Below are 16,295 nucleotides of genomic sequence, written 5' to 3'. Positions count from 1 at the left end.
GCATCAGGGGCTGCTCGAACTCGCGTGCAGCATCATCTGTTTGAGGCGACTGCGGAGATCATTCTGAAACCGTCAGTTAACCCGGTTACTCTCGATCTCCGATCCGTTGGATTGAGGGCTCTCCGCATTTGAGGGTGTAGGGACCGTTGCGGCAGACCTGTTCCAGGTGCCCCGTGAGGTGTTGTCTGTTCAGCTGGTGGCGCCGGGGAAAAGTCGACGCACCGCTTTTTCGATCGCCTGGCGGCGGGACGTCAGAAACGCGTGGCGTTCTGGGCCTGCGGGCACGAGGTCGACTTGCCCGGCCCACGACGTGGCCAGCTGACTGACGAAGACGATGACGTCGGCCGGATCCCAGTTCTTGTCGAGTGCGCCGGCTTCCTGGGCGCGTCGGAGTTGCTCGATCTTGCCTTCGACGATCAGCCCGAACGGATCGTCACCTACCCCCGCGGTCATTTCGAGTTGACCCCACTGCATGAGACGCAGGCGTTCGGGATGGGCGACGACGTGGTCGTAAACTCGGACCGCGTAACCGGGAAGGTCTGCCGGGTCCAGTGGCACCGCGGTGGCCATCGCCTCGAGTTCGCGTGCCGCGACGAAGCGATAGAGCTGCTCCTTGCCGCGGAAATAGGCGTAGACCCGTTCCTTGCTGGTCCGAGCCGCTTTAGCGATGCGTTCGATGCGAGCGCCCGCGATGCCGTGCTCGGCGAACTCGGCCGTGGCTGCACCGAGGATTCGGTCGCGAGTGGAGTCGCCGTCACGTGCCATGCCCCGAGTATACGAACCAAACAGTTCGGTTTGGAAATTGGGTGGTGTAGGTCTACTGTCAAACCGAACCGTTTGGTGTGACAATTCAGGAGGACTTCGTATGCAGCAGCGCACACTTGGGCAACAGGGACTGGTGGTGTCCGAGATCGGCTATGGGGCCATGGGCACCGCGATCGGCTACGGACCGTCCGACGACTCCGAGTCGATCACCGCGATCCGTCGTGCCTTCGAGTTGGGAACCACCCACTTCGACACCGCCCGCATGTACGGCGCGGGCGAAGGTGAGAAGCTCCTCGGCGCCGCGATCGCACCGTTTCGAGACGAGATCACCATCGCCACCAAGTTCGGACTCGAACTCGACCCGGCCCGTGGCTTCGTGCCCGACTCCCGACCGGAACAGATTCGTAAGGTCGTCGACGACAGCCTCCGCAACCTCGACGTCGACTCGATCGACCTGCTCTACCAGCACATCCACGACCCAAACGTGCCGGTCGAGGACGTCGTCGGGGTGATGAAGGAGTATGTCGACGCCGGCAAGGTCAGGTACCTCGGCCTGTCCAACACCGATGCCGACAGCATCCGCAAGGCGCACGCCGTGCACCCGATTTCGGTCCTGCAAACCGAGTACTCGATCTTCGCCCGCGAGTCCGAGGAACTGTTCCCGGTCCTCGAGGATCTCGGTATCGGCCTGGTCGCCTACTCACCGTTGGCCCGCGGGTTCCTCAGCGGTGCGGTTCGCCCCCGCAGCGCCTATGCCGCCGACGACTTCCGCCAGTTCATCGGCTGGTGGGCGCCGGAGAATTACGACGCGAATGTCCACCTCGTCGACGAGCTCACCAGCGTGGCCGAGAGCAAGGACGCGACGCTCTCACAACTCGCGCTTGCCTGGCTCCTGGCCCGCAAGGACTACATCGTTCCGATCCCCGGCTCGCGCAACCCTGATCGGGTCGCGGAGAACATCGCGGCGGCGGAGCTTGCCCTGACCGAAGCCGACCTCGCCCGCATCGACCAGCTCGCACCTACCGGTGGCATCGGTAGCCGCGCCTGAGCACCCGAACGGTCAGGTAACGCAGTCGGATTCGGGCTTCGGGCCGCCCGATCTGACTGCCTTCGTTCGCGTGGACGAGCTCGGGCTCGAAGTCACCGGTCAACGACTCGAATCCGAAAGGGCGGTGCTCGCGTGCCGCGTCATCGAACCCGGCCGGTGGTGTCGACGCTGTGGCGGCGAGGGAATCCCGCGCGATACCGTCATACGTCGGCTCGCCCACGAGCCCCTCGGCTGGCGGCCTACGACACTCGAGGTCGTCGTGCGTCGCTACCGGTGCACCGACTGTCGGCATGTGTGGAGGCAGGACATGTCGAAGGCAGCCCACCCCCGGGCCAAGCTGTCACGTAGCGGGTTGCGGTGGGCGCTACAAGGCGTCGTGGTCCAGCACCTCACCATCGCCAGGATTGCCGAAGGACTCGGCGTCGCGTGGAATACCGCCAATGACGCAGTCCTGGCAGAAGGCAAGCGAGTCCTGATCAATGATCCCGCCCGGTTCGATGGCGTCAGGGTCATCGGCGTCGACGAGCACGTATGGCACCACACCAGGCGCGGCGACAAGTACGTCACCGTGATTGTCGACCTCACCCCGGTGCACGACGGCACCGGCCCAGCCCGGCTGCTCGACATGGTCGAAGGCCGCTCCAAGCAGGCGTTCAAGACCTGGCTCGCCGACCGCGACAAAGCCTGGCGTGACGAGATCGAGGTCATTGCAATGGACGGGTTCACCGGCTTCAAGACCGCAGCCGTCGAGGAACTGCCCGACGTAGTGACCGTGATGGATCCCTTCCACGTCACCAGACTCGCGGGCGAGGCCCTCGATGAGTGCCGGCGCCGCGTCCAGCAGACCATCCACGGACACCGCGGGATGAAGAGCGACCCGCTCTACTCCGCACGGCGCACTCTCCACACCGGAGCCGGCCTGCTCACCGACAAGCAGACCGATAGGTTGCGCACTTTGTTCGCCGACGACCAACATGTCGAGGTCGAAGCGACCTGGGGCATCTACCAACGGATGATCGCTGCCTACCGACATGAGGACCGCCGTCGTGGCCGTGAGCTGATGGTCCAATTGATCGACTCGATCGGCACCAACGTGCCGAAAGCACTCACCGAAGTCATCAGGCTGGGCCGGACGCTGAAGAAGCGTGCCGCCGACGTGCTGGCCTACTTCGACCGACCCGGTACATCCAACGGACCGACTGAGGCCATCAACGGCAGGCTCGAACACCTGCGAGGCTCCGCACTCGGGTTCCGCAACCTAACGAATTACATCGCCCGGTCGCTGCTCGAAACCGGCGGGTTCAGACCGCGACTACACCCTCGATCATGAAGAGCCGGCAAACGTATGCTCCCGCGGCCGGCGGATGGTGCCCCCTCGCCCTGGCTAGGAGTGTGCCCGGCTCGTCTGCGGTGTGTCGGCTCTACCGATCCCCGGGGGCTCCGCCCCCGGACCCCTGTTCCTCCCTCCCAAGGTTCCCGCTGCTCCGCGTGCACCGCGCCCGGTCGCCACACCACGGCCCTACCGGACCCGCCGACCACCGAGCAAGGGAAACCCGCCCTTGCCCGGCAGTCACCGCGCCCGGTTCACCAGGCCGCACCGACCGACCGAGGTACCCGCTCCACCACCGCCACCGAACCCCCGCTACACCCGCAAAACCGCAGGTCAGAGCCTAAAAACGTGTGACCAGTATCACCAGAAAGGCACCGGAAAAGCACCAACAAAACATCGAAAAAGCATCAAAACAGATGTAAACTAGAGGCGTGAACAACAACGAGAACGGCCCCGTTACCCGCCTCAACACCGCCCAGTTCATCGAAGGCATCCCCGCCTTCCTCGGCATGGTCCCGAACGAATCCCTCGTCATCGCCCTGTTCGATCCCCAGGGAACGACCGGCCCCTTCGCCCGCCTCGACCACGACAACGCCACCGCCGTTGTCGCTCTCGACAAGCTCATGGCCGCCGCCGAGTCCGCCGACTTCAACGCCACCATCGCCGCACTCGTCAGCATCCACCCCAACGGCGACACCGCAGAGGAAACCCTTCTCGCCGCCACCCGCCACGCCTACACGCTCGGTCTGGCCGTGCCCATCGCCGCCGTCCTGCCCGAGTACACCGCCGGTGAGACCTTCTTCAACTTCCCCAGCGCCGAATCCGGCGAACTCGGCGACATCCTCGCGAGCACCGTTGCTGTCCTTGGAGTCATCGACGGCCGCGCACCCATTGCCCCCAGCCGCGACGCGCTCGCCGCCGAACTCGCACCCGCCGAAGACCTCGGAGTGTTGTTCGAGCGCCAGTGGGACGCGCGCCAGGCCCGCGCCCAGGCTCCCGAAATCACCGACGCCGCGAACCTCGAGACGCTGCGCGACGCGATCGAAGCACCCCGCGAGCTGACCTATCCCGAAGCCGTCGCCGTCGCGATCACCCTCACCGACAACCCCCGCGCCCGCGACGTGGCCCTGTACTTCTCCCGCAACGTCGCCGCCGTCGCCATCCTGACCGACGCCGCCCGCAAGACCTCCGGCTACGCCCGCTTTACGATCCTGTCCGTCCTCGCCGCCGTCGCCTACGCACACGGCTACGGAGTCCGCGCCGCCGTCGCCCTCTACGCCATCGAGAACGGAGTAGCCCACGAGACCCAGATCCCCAAGCTCGCGCTTCTCATCCGCCAAGTCGTCGACCACGGCCTGCACGCCAAGGGAGTGCAAGAAGTCCTCGAGGCCGGTCGAAACGTCCTCCCCGAATTCGGATTCACCCCCGAGGACTGACAAACACACCACGAGGCCCCGCACCGACCGGTGCGGGGCCTCGCCCTATCTCCAACTCACCAACAAACCCGCCCGCACCTCCGCAGCGCGCAGGGCCGAGCTCAGGGCATCGAGCCCCTTCGCCCGACTTCTCCCGCAGCTCGCGCACGGATCCGCGCCACCGCGCCGGGACAACACCCAACCGCAGTGCAACAACCGTGCATCGTCACGGTGCGATTCAGGCGAGCCGTCAGAGAATGTCCGGCTTATCCGAGAAGCAGATGTCGATGCTGTGAGTACGGGGTACGTCCAACACCGGTATGCCGGCGACCGCCGCATCGAGGGCCAGGTCCGAAATCGGCATCACCTCGAGCACGGCACCGAGCAAGGCCGCTTCCGCTTCACTGCGCTGCATAAAAACCCCTAACGTCTCCGAAACCGCCCCGACTCGCGTGCAACGGTCAACTCTCATCATCGAATATCCACCGTGGCCGAACCAACCGCCTCGACACATCAGAAGACGATCGCCTGCCAACTACCACAGCGTTCCTTGCGACCCGTCGTACAGGGCTGTCTCGATCGAGTGCTGATCCCAGCCATATCGCAAGACCGCCTCGCGCACCGCTCGTGAGCGTCGAGCACGTTCAGCACGGTCGGCGCCGAACCACAACCGCCGGCCCCCGCCGCGACCCTTACGCCCCATGTCCGCCATGTTCTCAGCGGCCGACGCGAGCACCACATGGGCAGCGAAGGCATCACCATCGCCCGTGTTGACGCACAGCGGGTTGTCACAACGCCGGTGCATCGCCACTTCGTTGTCGTCGAGGCCACGTTCCAGCTCCACAGCGAGCGCGTAACGGTGCGGTCGGACCACGATCTGATGACCGTCTCGAGCTATCCAGAACCGTCCGTAGCCGTCGTCACCGAGTGCACCGACCCAGAGGTGACAGGAATCCAAGTCCGGTCCATACACCACGCGTTGGAAGAAGCGAGTCCGTTCGATCTCGTCTCCTGGCTCCCACCGCACAGTGGCTCCGTCTCTGACCTCGCGCCGCTGCTTGCTGCCCGATCAGGAGCCGGAAGCAGCTACAGGCACCTCGGGCGTCGGTTCCTTCGCCTCACTGCCGCCCTCGCTCGATCCTTGTGCGGGAGGCGTCGAGTCGTTGTTCTCTTCGGCCAGCTTCACCAACCGGCGCACCATCGCCACGTCCAGATCGACGAGTTCGGAGATCGAGGTCGCGGTCTCGCCACGTCCAGCAACCTGCGCCAGCGACCTGCCCGCCGAGAGTTCGGCCGCAGCCTTCTTCTTTTCGAACTCCTCGTTCGCCTTGGCGATCGCTGCATCACGACGAACAGCGGCCTTGTCCACCTTCTCCAGCGACGCCAACGCGCGCTCGAGGTCGCGCTGGTTTTCGCTGATCCGCTTGAGCAATTCAGCGCGCCGTTCCGACAGCTTCGACCGTGCCTGACTGCGTGCCGAGATCACCTTGGTCTCGTTGTTCACCGCATCCCCCGAACCACTCACTGCGACACCCTTCCCTTCTACAACAACTCACGCCGAGTCTAAACCAGCAGCCCGACGAAACCCGTCGCTTCGCCGGAGCGGTCTGCGACCGCCGGCTACACCGATCTACATCGCACCGTATCCGGGCACCAGTAACAGAAGAAACGGGACACACCTCTTGCAGTTTTACTGACATTCGGGAATCCCGCTCCCAACCTGCACGTTCGTACCGCTAAGATCGAGCCCGTGATGACCCTCCACGTCCTGCACGCAGCGGACGGCTACGAGTACCTGACACGTCAGGTCGCCACAGCCGATCGCGAGCGTGAACGTGGAGCAGAACTGACCGATTACTACACCGCGCACGGCACACCGCCCGGCGAATGGTTCGGCTCGGGCGTCGACGGTTTGAACCATCTTCTCGACGACATTCACGTCGAGAACGCCGACCGGATATCGGTCGGAGATGTCGTCACCGAGGCGCAAATGAAGGCCCTGTTCGGCGAAGGTCTCCATCCGAATGCCGACGCCGTGATCGCCGAACTCATCGATCGAGGCGTCCCCTCGGAGGATGCAATCCGGCTCGCCCGACTCGGGCGGAAGTTCCCAACCTTCAAGAACAACGTCGAGCTGTTCGACCGACACGCGGCCGAAATCGCCGAGTACACCGACACGCACGGACACGCCCCGAGCCCGGACCAATCTGCTGCGATCCTCGACCGGATCGCCGGAGGAATGTTCCAGGACAAGCACGGTCGTCCGGTTGCGAACGAGGCCGAATTGCGGAACTGGATCGCCCACGAGAAGGGCAAAGTCCGCCACCCGGTAGCCGGCCATGACCTGGTTTTCACACCGCCCAAGAGCGTGTCGAGCCTGTGGGCACTGGCACCGAACGAGACGCGCATCGAGATTGAGCGCATCGTCGATGCCACGGTGAAAGACACCCTCCGGTGGCTCGAAGAGAACGCCTGCTTCACTCGCGTTGGCCGCAACGGCGAGGAACAGATCGACACCAACGGTTTCGTCGCGACCCTCTACAAGCACTTCGATTCCCGCTGCGGGGACCCCAATCTGCACACCCACGCCGTCGTGTCGATCAAGACCCAGGCCGCCGAAGACGGCAAGTGGCGAGCCGTCGACGGATCGACCATGTTCCGCTTCGCCGTAGCCGCCTCGCAGCGATTCAACGCCGAAGTAATGCAGCGCCTGAGCACCGAACTCGGCCTCGAGCTGACCCACCGCGAGATCGAGCAGGGCAAGCAACCCGTCGTCGAACTGGCCGCCATTCCCCGCGACATGCTCAAGATGTTCAGCTCCCGCCGCAGCGCAATCGAGGCGCGCCGCGACGAACTCGTGGCCGAGTACCGCGCCAAGTACCAGCGGATGCCCGACGCCAAGACGATGTATCAGCTCTATCAACAAGCAACCCTCGACACCCGCGAAGGCAAGGCCGACGCGAAATCACTCGCCGAGATGCGCGCAGAATGGCGCGAGAAGGCCGCCGAAATCCTCGGCGGCAACGAGGCTGTCGACCAGCTCGTCCGCGACGCCTTCGCCGCCGATCACGCCCCGAGGCCACAGCGCCGCAGCCTCGACGACGACGCCCGAGCCGTGATCACCAAGCTCGAATCCAAGCGCTCGCGCTGGCAACTGCCACACGTCGTCTCCGCAGTCCAGGCCCACCTCGGCGGTGAGACGTTCCCCGACCTCGACACCTACCGGACGGCAGTCGATCGACTCACCAGCCGGGTTGTGGAGTTGTCGGTCACCACCCCACGCGTCGAGCTGCCCGCGATCCCGAGGCGTCTGCGCCGACGTAACGGCGACTTCGTTCTGTCCCACCACGGCAGCCACAAACACAGCTCCCAGCGCATCCTCGACGCCGAAACGATGCTGGTATCGGCCACTAGCGAACCCACCGTCTTCACCGCTCGCACCGCCTCGATCCACGAGGTGTACGAGACGATGCGCGCCAAGACCGGGCGCAACCTCAACGCCGGCCAGCGCACCTTGACCGAGCACTTCCTGCAATCAGGGGCACTGCTGGCCGTCGGTGTCGGACCCGCAGGAACCGGCAAGACCACCAGCATGAAGGCCGTCGTGCAGGCATGGCAGAACGAAGGCCGTGGCGTCATCGCCCTCGCACCCTCCGCAGTCGCCGCCGAAACACTCGGCGAAGAAGTCGGCGTCACCGGCCTGACCCTGGCCTCCCTGACCTACCCCTGGCGCGGTCTCGTCGGCAGTCGCCCCGGCACACTTCCGACCGGCATCGACATCGCACCGGGCACGATGCTGCTCGTCGACGAAGCATCCCTTGCCTCCACCCTCGACCTCGCAGCCGTCGTCGAGATCGCCAAGGAACGTGGCGCAGTCGTCCGCCTGCTCGGTGACCCGGCCCAGCTCGACGCTGTGGAAACCGGCGGAATGCTGCGCTATCTGGCGCAGAACACCGACGCGCCCGAACTCGACACCGTGGTCCGATTCGGCAACGACACCGCCCAAGCCGAAAACTCGATGCTGCTGCGATCCGGTGACTCCACCGGGCTGGACCTGATCTACGAACGCGATCTCGTGCGCGAAGGAACGCGCGAAGAAATGATCGGCCAGGCCGTCGAGAACTACCTCCACGACCTCGCCGACGGCAAAAAATCCATCGTCATGTTGCCCACCCGCGAGGACGTCACGGCAGCGAACATCCAAGTCCAGGCCGTGCGCCGCCACGAGGGAACCAGCGACGAATCCACCACCGTCGCCCTCGCCGACGAACTCACCGCAGGCCGCGGCGACATCGTGCTCACCCGCAGCAACCGCCGCGATCTGAATCCCTCCGGCGGAAAGAAAGCGGGAGCTTTCGTGCGAAACGGCGACCTGTGGGAAGTGCTCGATGTCGTCTCCGAACGCGGCGCACTGACCGTCCGGCACCTCGAGCACGGCGGCGTCATCACCCTGCCGGCCGACTACATCAGCACCCACGTGCAACTCGGCTACGCCTCCACCGTGCATCGCGCCCAGGGCGTCACCGTCGACACCGCCCACGCCATCATCACCCCCGACATGGACCGCTCCGGGCTGTATGTGGCCGTCACCCGCGCCCGCACCGACAACCGGATCTACGTCCCAGTCGACGTGCCGGTCAACCTCGACACCGAGCGTCCGCACCTCGGAGACATGAACGTCTCCACCGGCCGGATGATCCTCGAAACCGTCGTCGCCACCGACAACGGCCATCGCACCGCCACCGAAGAACTCGCCGAACAAGCCGCCCACGCCACCGACCCGGAGCGGCTGCGCGAGGCATATCTGGCCGCCCAACGCCGCCTCCGGGACGAGGCACTTGAGACCGAGATGCGCCGCGATCTGCCCGAACAGATCGCCGCCACCATCGAAGGCACCGAAGGATGGGCGCAGCTTCGCCAGGTCCTCGCCGACGCCCATGACCACGGCTACAGCCCCCGCACACTCCTCGGGCGCGCTCTCGCCGAAGGCCCCCTCGCCGGAGCGAAAGACATGGGATCGGTCCTTGCCCACCGCACCCGCGCCATCGTCGGCCAGTTCACCGAGTTCCCGACATTGCCGCCGCTACCGATCCGCGACCCGCTCCACACCGACGCGGACATGCACGACTTCGCGGTCGAATGCGCCCGCCGCTACACCGAGACCACTGACCGCGCCGCGGCCGCAGACATCGGCATCGGCGAGGTCATCCGCCGCTACCGCGACACATCCGCACTGCTCGAAACGCAGAGAGTTCGCACCCTCGCCACCGCTGCACTCGGAGAAGAACTCGGTGCCCGCATCGCCGAAGAATCCTCCGCACGACTGCTCGCCCGCCAGCTCCACCGCGCCGCCCAAGCCGGCGTCGACCCGATCAACCTGCTCACCTGGCACCACGAACGCCTGGCCGAAAACGGCGTCGACACCACCGCGGCTGCGCTGCGCTCCGACATGGCCAAGCCCCTGACCGAGCTGATCGCCCGCCGCAACACCGCATGGCTCACCGAGCACGAAGAGACCATCGCCGAGCACCTGCCCACGCTCGCGTTGCAGACCGACGACGAACGCGCCCAGGCCATCGCCGGACGCATCGAACATCTCCACCACCTCAGCGGAACGAGCATTGAGGAGGTCGTGGCCGATCTGGCAGAGCGGGCTGGAGCCACCGCCCCAGCGACCGTGCTCCTCACCGAACTCGACCGCATCGCCGCCGACGGCCGAGACCTCACGAACCCTGAGGCACCCGAATGGGTCGTCGCGCCCGTGTCCGACGCCGACACCATCGACCCCGAACTCGCCGCCACGATCCGCGAGGACTACCAGACCATCGCCGAGCTCCACCGCGACTACCGCGACCAGCTCACCGACGACACCGCACCGATCTGGGCGCAGTCGAGCCTCGGTGCCTGCCCCGACGATCCCGAGCACGCTGCCCTGTGGCGGGCCATCATCGCGGACGCGGCTGCCTACCGCAGCACTCACCACGTCACCGACGAGGACACCCTCGCCGGGGGCCGGCCAAAGGACCGTCGTGCCGCACTCGACTGGACACACGTCGAACGCGAGCACTCCCAGCTTCGGGAACAACGGCACCAACAACTCCAGGAAGGTCCGCGCCAGATCCCGAACCGCCACAGTCAGAACTACGAAACACCTCAGGTGGACCAGCGTCCCCGACGTATCTAGCCGGTACTGTGCGCCACGTGGCAGATGATTCGGAACCCCGTGGTCTCAAAGACCTGTTCGCCCCGTGGCTCAGATGCTCTACATCTGATGAAGAGCACTTCTTCGGGAACGCAGTCATCTCCTTGGATGCCAACGTGCTGCTCGAGCTGTACCGAGTATCTGCACATGCTCGAGATGAAATGATCGATTTGCTGACGGCAGTCGAAGACCGAATATGGATCCCTCACCAAGCGGCTCTGGAATACTTCAGAAACCGTGAGGGTGTGATTTATGGAGTTAGCAAGGACATCTCGGAAGTTAGCGGTCAAATAAAAAAGTTTCTGCAAGATTCGAAGGATGCTATCGCGAAGTCGATCGAAGCTACTTCTAAGTTCCGAGATGAGCACCGGGTTAGACATGAGTGGGACCTAGAATCCAACGGCGTCGATAAAAAGGAAATTTTGAAGTCGCTGCAGGCGCTTGGGGATGAACTCAAGGCCGAAGTGGAACGGGTGAGGGATGAGATAGGAGCCCCCGAAGACCCGTCTAATGATCCCGTTCTGGACGTTCTTGACGGATTATTCGCTGGCAAGATTGGCGATCCCTTCGGCGCCTCTGCACTGAAGGAGCATGTTCAGCACGCCGTCACCTTCCGGTTTCCGAACAAAATCCCGCCTGGATACATGGATGACGGAAAGGATACTGACTTAAGAAAAGCTGGTGACTACATCATGTGGCGCCAGCTGATAAATCACATGGGTAGCCTTCCATCTGCCAGCGAAAGGCTTCTTTTATTCGTTACAAACGACTCCAAGCCTGACTGGTGGGAGGGGAAGAAAAACGGACGTTGGTATCCCGCTCCCCAGCTTATTGAGGAAATGCGAGATGAAGCCGATTCTGAAATTCTCGTACTTTCGTCTAGTGAATTTCTTGATCGAGTGTCCAAGTATCTCAACCGTGACGTCCCTCCCGACGTGGTTGAAGAATACAAAGACCATGAGCAACGGGAATCCACCTACGCTGCCGAAATAATGAGGGATCCGGATTTCCGGGTTGCCTTCGATCGATTGCAATTCGGTGTCTCGAAGGAAGGCCAGGCGCTGGCCGATCGGGTGATGTCCCTCGGTGTCTCGAAGGAAGGCCAGGCGCTGGCCGACCGGGTGATGTCCCTCGGTGTCTCGAAGGAAACTCAGGCGCTGGCCGATCAGGTCAAGTCGCTCGGTGTCTCGAAGGAAGGCCAGGCGCTGGCCGACCGGGTGATGTCGCTCGGTGTCTCGAAGGAAACTCAGGCGCTGGCCGATCAGGTCAAGTCGCTCGGCTTCACACCAAGTAACTTGTGGCTGGCGGACCAGGCTTTAAGGGGCATTCCACCCGAAACCTGGGCGACGGCGGAGAGGTTTCTCAGGGATGCTGACCTGATGAGGACCGTCGAGGACCTACAGAAGGCAGAGGGGGAAGCGCCTGCAGATGGCTATGACGAGGAGATGCAGGAAGACGAGGGCAATGCGGACCAAGAGCGTGACGATCAGGACTCTTGACCGTCCGTAGTGAACTCGCCTGAGCCATGGCGGTGTCGTGGTGGCCGGCCGCGGTGCCTGGGCGGGCACTTCCGCGGCCGGACCACCACACCGGGGAACGGCCGGGTGGTGAGTCCGGCCTTATGTTGTTCCCCGGCAGTCTTCAGGTCCGTACGTACCCCTCCGTATCGTCGGACCACTCCCAAACGTGGCCGTCATACGAGACCGGCCCGAACTCGTCGTCAGGATCGATCGGTTCGGCATCGCCCGAGTCGATCAGATCAACCATCCGCGCAGCGTCGATCACCGCAGGCCCCGCCCCGTTGCCCGAGTCCGAGAGCGATCCGGTCACAGCGATCGCCGCCGCGATCGGGGTCGGCCGCGCCGCGATGTCGGCCGCGATCCACTCCCGCGCCCCCTCGAGCAGCGTGACCTGCACGGTCGGGGGTTCGCAGCGCCCGTCGATACAGTCGCCGAACTCGTCGGAGTTGGCCGCCAGCCGTTGTAGAAGCGGTTGATAGATCTGGTAGTGCCAGCTTCCCGGCGACCACGAATGCACCTGACCGTCGCCGAGCTGTTCGTAGGCGACCTTGTGCGCCGACATCGCCGCCGTCAGTTCCTCGACCATCTTCGGGTGCCGATACCAGCAGCCCTTGATCCGATCGGTGAGCCGGTAGCAGCCGCGAAACCACTCCACCCAGTCGATCAACTCGTCCCACAACTGTTGTGCTTGTTCCTGGTCGAGATGTCGCCACGACAGCCGGCCCGGTGTATACCCGCTCATCCGAGCACCACTTCCCTGCCCGTGCGGGACCAGGCCCAATCGGGCAGCTCCCCCGTCTCGCAGACCCAGTTGTAGACCTCTTGAGAGTCGAGCACCCGCTTTTTCCAGTGCGGAATGTCCCACACCAGCGGGAGATGAACCCGCGCCGGAGCCGCACCCCGGTAGATCATCAATGCCTGGTCAGCAGGCATTCCGCGAATCTCCGGGGCGGTCATCACCTTCGTCTGCCGAGGAGCCTGCGTCGGAGACCACCACTCTTCGCGCTCACCGGTCAATCGGGAGATCTGCTCGAGTTCATTCACATCACCGAGGCCGGGCAGGATGATTCGCACCGGCGAGTTCGTCGTGAACATCTTCCCCGCGCTCGGACCCCATCGCCGGATGTTCTGCTCCTGACCGTGGCAGAACGCCCAGATCGAGATTCCTCGCCCGGCGCTGTCGGATACCTTGTCGGGCAGATCCGGGATGGGCGCGACATTGTTGACCTCATCGAGAACGAACCGCACCGGAGGGTCGATTCTCTCCTCCGGGTACTCCCGCGAAATCTCTTTGGCCAGGTAATACGCCTCCGCCGCCAACGCCGTGACGATCGGTGCACTCGAGCCGTAGGAGCCTTCGGAGATCAGATACAGCGTCCCGCCGTCGCGGATGAGCTGCGCGAGGTTCACCGACTCGTCGGCGGTGACATTGACTGCCGCCATCAGCTTCGGTGAGGCGAGGGGATCGAGCAGCGTCGAGACCGTCGACATCACATCGTCGACCGAATCCGATCCCGAGCCGCCGAGCTGCGAATACTCCACGCTCCACGTCGGCAGGTCCCGGTCCAGAATCTCCTTGACCTTCGGCACCTGCCGCTGCATCGCCCAGCGATAGAAGGTGGTCACATCCCCACCGGACACCGCCGCCGCATACAGACAGCACCGCAGGTACTTCGCTGCATTTGTCGAGAAGTACCCACTGTTCTTGGTATCGCCGAGGGGAACAGCCTGCACCAGCGCATCGGCACGCCGGATCGCCGTGTCCGGGTCATCGCAGCCGGCCAGCAGGGACCACCGCATCGGCGTCGGCCACCGCGTGATGCCCTCGGGGTCGAACACCTCGACCGGGCCGGAGGCCAACCGTTGCCCCACCGTCGACCACAGCAGATCAGGTTTGGTGGTCGTGGCCAGCACGAACCCGACCGACTCGACGATCCGCTGCCAGGCCAACCGCCAGCTCTTGCCCGATCCGGTCGGACCCTCGACCAGCGTGCCGTCCCGGTACTGGACGAACACCTCGGAATCTTTGCCATGCTCGCCGTAGAGCGTGCCGATCCGGGTCGCCACCTGGTGCGCGTCGATCTTGCGGGCCGGAGTATCACCCAAGCTCGCCCGATTCGTCTTCGCGGCTTTCACTGCGCTCTTACGATCGAGGCCGCGCTGCCGCAGCTCCGCCCGGTCCGCAAACCCTTCCTGGCGCGTGCGCTTAGCGCGCTGACGTGCCGAAACCTTCCCGTCGATCACGAGCACGACGGCGATATAGGCCAGCATCGCTGCGATCAGGCACACCCACACCGCGACCGCCGAGCCCGGCCGCGAGTCCTCGGGCCAGCCCACCGTCGGGTCACCCGGCGTGAGCACCAACGCCCGCAACACCGACAACGTGCCGTACAGCCCTTCCGGGAACACCGGACCCGCCCCGGTCACCAGGCCGGCAACCGCGCCCCCGGCGTACACCGTCCACAGCACCCCGCCAATCACCACGACCACCAGGCCGGTGCCGACCGGGATCACCGGCTGTGTCGGCCGCTGCTGACCCCGCTCGTTCACTGCACCGCCCCCACCAGCTCGGCCAATTCCTCGGCATCGAGAGTGTCCGGGAGCCAGGTCTGCCCGACCAGCGTGCTCGCCTCACCCCGAATGACCTCATCGGTGTCGGTGAGGGTGATCTCGAGCGGGGACCGCTCGTGCTTCATCAGCACCGGATCGGACTTGCCCATCACCACGAGACACTGCCCCTTGTGCATCGACATCAGCAGATCGACGCAGTATTCGGGCAGGTGGTACATGCGAACCGTCTGCTCGGCATCATCCACCCGATCCTGTCCGTACAAGAACACGATTCCGGCTTCCTGCATCAACGCCCTGGCCGGAGAATCCGCAGGTAGATCGGCGATGTGGTGGAACGCTGAGACCGTGGACAGGCCCAGTCCGCGAGAGAGCTTCATATTGTCGCGGAAAACCCGCCCGGTCGAGCCTTCCGCGATGTGCCAGCCTTCCTCGACGATGAGAATGGTCTGCTTGTGCTCGGATGCGCGAGCGGCGAGAACATTCGACAGCCACGTATTGATGACCGTCATCACCACCCGCAGCGCCGGTCCCTTGTTGGGCAGTTCGGAGACGTCGAAGTGCACGAGCGGATGGTCGAGCGCATGACGGACATCGGCCGAGGTCGGCTGATCGACCAACCCTCGCAGATCTCCTTCGCAGAGCTGTCGCAGCGCCAGGCCCGGATCACGACCCCACCGGCACGCTTCCTTCTCCCACACCTCGCCGAAGGTGACTGTCGCTTCCTCCGGCGTGGATAGCAGCAGATCGGCGACATCACGCAGGATCGGCTCGGTGCCCTCGCTGCGGGCACGTTCGTTGACCAGTCTCAGCGCCAGGTTCAGCGCCGCGATCTCCGTCTGCACCAACGTCCGCTGCATGGTGTCCTCGAGTACCGCGGCAATCAGCACTTCTTGACCGGCCGGCACGATGCCACCAGAAGTGGTCACCGACGACGAAATCGCCGGGTCCATGATGTTCAACCGCGCACCGTCACCGCCGGTCTTGAACCTGATCGACGGCACCCCCAGCGACTTGGCGAGCTCGGTGTACTCACCACCGCGATCACCCTGACGCTTCTTGTCGATCACCACGACCTGACGGCCGGCCGCGATCTGCCGCAATCCCAGGGTGGTCTTGATCAGTGAGGACTTCGCCTTGCCGATGTCACCGACCACCGCGACGTTGATGTTCTCGATCTCACTTCCGTACAACGCGAACGGATCGGTAATGACCAGCGCATTCGACATCAGGTTCCGCCCCGACACGAGTCCTTCGTGCCGCACGTTCTTGCGGGTGGTCGCCAGATTCAGTGCTTCGGCCTGGCGAGTCGTCGACCACACTCCTTCCGGGCGCGGTTCGTACCATCCCCACCGGTCGAGCCACTTGTTGCGCTTCGGCGGACGCCGACGAGGAACCACCGGCGTGTCCGTCTGATCTACCTCCGGAGCGGTCGGCGCAGGCGCAG

12 protein-coding genes are annotated in these 16,295 nt (G+C 64.4%); 5 read left to right on the top strand and 7 right to left on the bottom strand.

The features are described 5' to 3' along the window. Positions 1-189: 189 nt before the first annotated feature. Complete coding sequence (locus tag NVV99_RS24175) at positions 190-765, bottom strand: TetR/AcrR family transcriptional regulator (RefSeq protein WP_006553245.1); 576 nt, start codon at positions 763-765, stop codon at positions 190-192. Between the two features lie 100 nt (positions 766-865). Between NVV99_RS24175 and NVV99_RS24170 the strand changes: the two genes are divergently transcribed. The 3 genes from NVV99_RS24170 to NVV99_RS24160 all read left to right on the top strand — a co-directional run bounded on the left by NVV99_RS24170 (position 866) and on the right by NVV99_RS24160 (position 4,579). Then, positions 866-1,813, top strand: a complete 948-nt coding sequence (locus NVV99_RS24170; protein ID WP_006553244.1) for an aldo/keto reductase — start codon at positions 866-868, stop codon at positions 1,811-1,813. A gap of 52 nt (positions 1,814-1,865) precedes the next feature. Then, complete coding sequence (locus NVV99_RS24165) at positions 1,866-3,143, top strand: ISL3 family transposase (protein ID WP_039958319.1); 1,278 nt, start codon at positions 1,866-1,868, stop codon at positions 3,141-3,143. Positions 3,144-3,574: 431 nt separating this feature from the next. Further along, positions 3,575-4,579, top strand: coding sequence for a DUF4192 domain-containing protein (locus tag NVV99_RS24160; RefSeq protein ID WP_260783151.1), 1,005 nt, complete (start codon positions 3,575-3,577; stop codon positions 4,577-4,579). A gap of 229 nt (positions 4,580-4,808) precedes the next feature. On the opposite strand, the gene NVV99_RS24155 is transcribed toward NVV99_RS24160, so the two are convergent. The 3 genes from NVV99_RS24155 to NVV99_RS24145 all read right to left on the bottom strand — a co-directional run bounded on the left by NVV99_RS24155 (position 4,809) and on the right by NVV99_RS24145 (position 6,044). Then, on the bottom strand, positions 4,809-4,973 hold the full coding sequence (locus NVV99_RS24155) for a hypothetical protein (RefSeq protein ID WP_260783150.1): 165 nt from the start codon (positions 4,971-4,973) through the stop codon (positions 4,809-4,811). 120 nt (positions 4,974-5,093) lie between these two features. Further along, the gene (locus tag NVV99_RS24150) at positions 5,094-5,402 is read right to left on the bottom strand and encodes a hypothetical protein (RefSeq protein ID WP_260783149.1); all 309 of its coding nucleotides are present in this window, start codon (positions 5,400-5,402) and stop codon (positions 5,094-5,096) included. 225 nt (positions 5,403-5,627) lie between these two features. After that, a complete protein-coding gene (locus tag NVV99_RS24145; RefSeq protein ID WP_260783148.1) occupies positions 5,628-6,044 on the bottom strand; it encodes a hypothetical protein in 417 nt (138 codons plus the stop codon). Positions 6,045-6,311: 267 nt separating this feature from the next. On the opposite strand from NVV99_RS24145, the gene mobF reads away from it, so the two are divergent. Both mobF and NVV99_RS24135 read left to right on the top strand, forming a co-directional pair. Beyond that, the gene (gene mobF / locus NVV99_RS24140) at positions 6,312-10,742 is read left to right on the top strand and encodes a MobF family relaxase (RefSeq protein ID WP_260783153.1); all 4,431 of its coding nucleotides are present in this window, start codon (positions 6,312-6,314) and stop codon (positions 10,740-10,742) included. Between the two features lie 17 nt (positions 10,743-10,759). Further along, positions 10,760-12,259, top strand: coding sequence for a PIN-like domain-containing protein (locus tag NVV99_RS24135; protein WP_260783147.1), 1,500 nt, complete (start codon positions 10,760-10,762; stop codon positions 12,257-12,259). A gap of 142 nt (positions 12,260-12,401) precedes the next feature. Here the strand turns inward: NVV99_RS24135 and NVV99_RS24130 are convergent, their stop codons facing one another. The 3 genes from NVV99_RS24130 to NVV99_RS24120 are packed head-to-tail and all read right to left on the bottom strand — an operon-like array spanning position 12,402 to position 16,248. Then, positions 12,402-13,022 (bottom strand): hypothetical protein, encoded by a 621-nt coding sequence (locus NVV99_RS24130; protein WP_260783146.1) that lies wholly within the window; start codon positions 13,020-13,022, stop codon positions 12,402-12,404. Beyond that, positions 13,019-14,830 (bottom strand): type IV secretory system conjugative DNA transfer family protein, encoded by a 1,812-nt coding sequence (locus NVV99_RS24125; protein ID WP_260783145.1) that lies wholly within the window; start codon positions 14,828-14,830, stop codon positions 13,019-13,021. The genes NVV99_RS24130 and NVV99_RS24125 overlap by 4 nt, the downstream gene beginning before the upstream one ends. Beyond that, on the bottom strand, positions 14,827-16,248 hold the full coding sequence (locus tag NVV99_RS24120) for an ATP/GTP-binding protein (protein WP_260783144.1): 1,422 nt from the start codon (positions 16,246-16,248) through the stop codon (positions 14,827-14,829). The genes NVV99_RS24125 and NVV99_RS24120 overlap by 4 nt, the downstream gene beginning before the upstream one ends. Positions 16,249-16,295: the final 47 nt, after the last annotated feature.

The organism is Rhodococcus sp. PAE-6 (assembly GCF_025290685.1).
In the GTDB taxonomy this organism is placed as follows: Bacteria; Actinomycetota; Actinomycetes; order Mycobacteriales; family Mycobacteriaceae; genus Rhodococcus; species Rhodococcus pyridinivorans.
This window is presented reverse-complemented; position numbering and strand designations above follow the sequence as displayed.

Bases quoted from the DNA above. Each gene is read 5' to 3' on its own strand.
- NVV99_RS24175 (WP_006553245.1), bottom strand. From the start codon at position 765: ATGGCACGTGACGGCGACTCCACTCGCGACCGAATCCTCGGTGCAGCC.
- NVV99_RS24170 (WP_006553244.1), top strand. From the start codon at position 866: ATGCAGCAGCGCACACTTGGGCAACAGGGACTGGTGGTGTCCGAGATC.
- NVV99_RS24155 (WP_260783150.1), bottom strand. From the start codon at position 4,973: ATGCAGCGCAGTGAAGCGGAAGCGGCCTTGCTCGGTGCCGTGCTCGAG.
- mobF (WP_260783153.1), top strand. From the start codon at position 6,312: ATGACCCTCCACGTCCTGCACGCAGCGGACGGCTACGAGTACCTGACA.
- NVV99_RS24130 (WP_260783146.1), bottom strand. From the start codon at position 13,022: ATGAGCGGGTATACACCGGGCCGGCTGTCGTGGCGACATCTCGACCAG.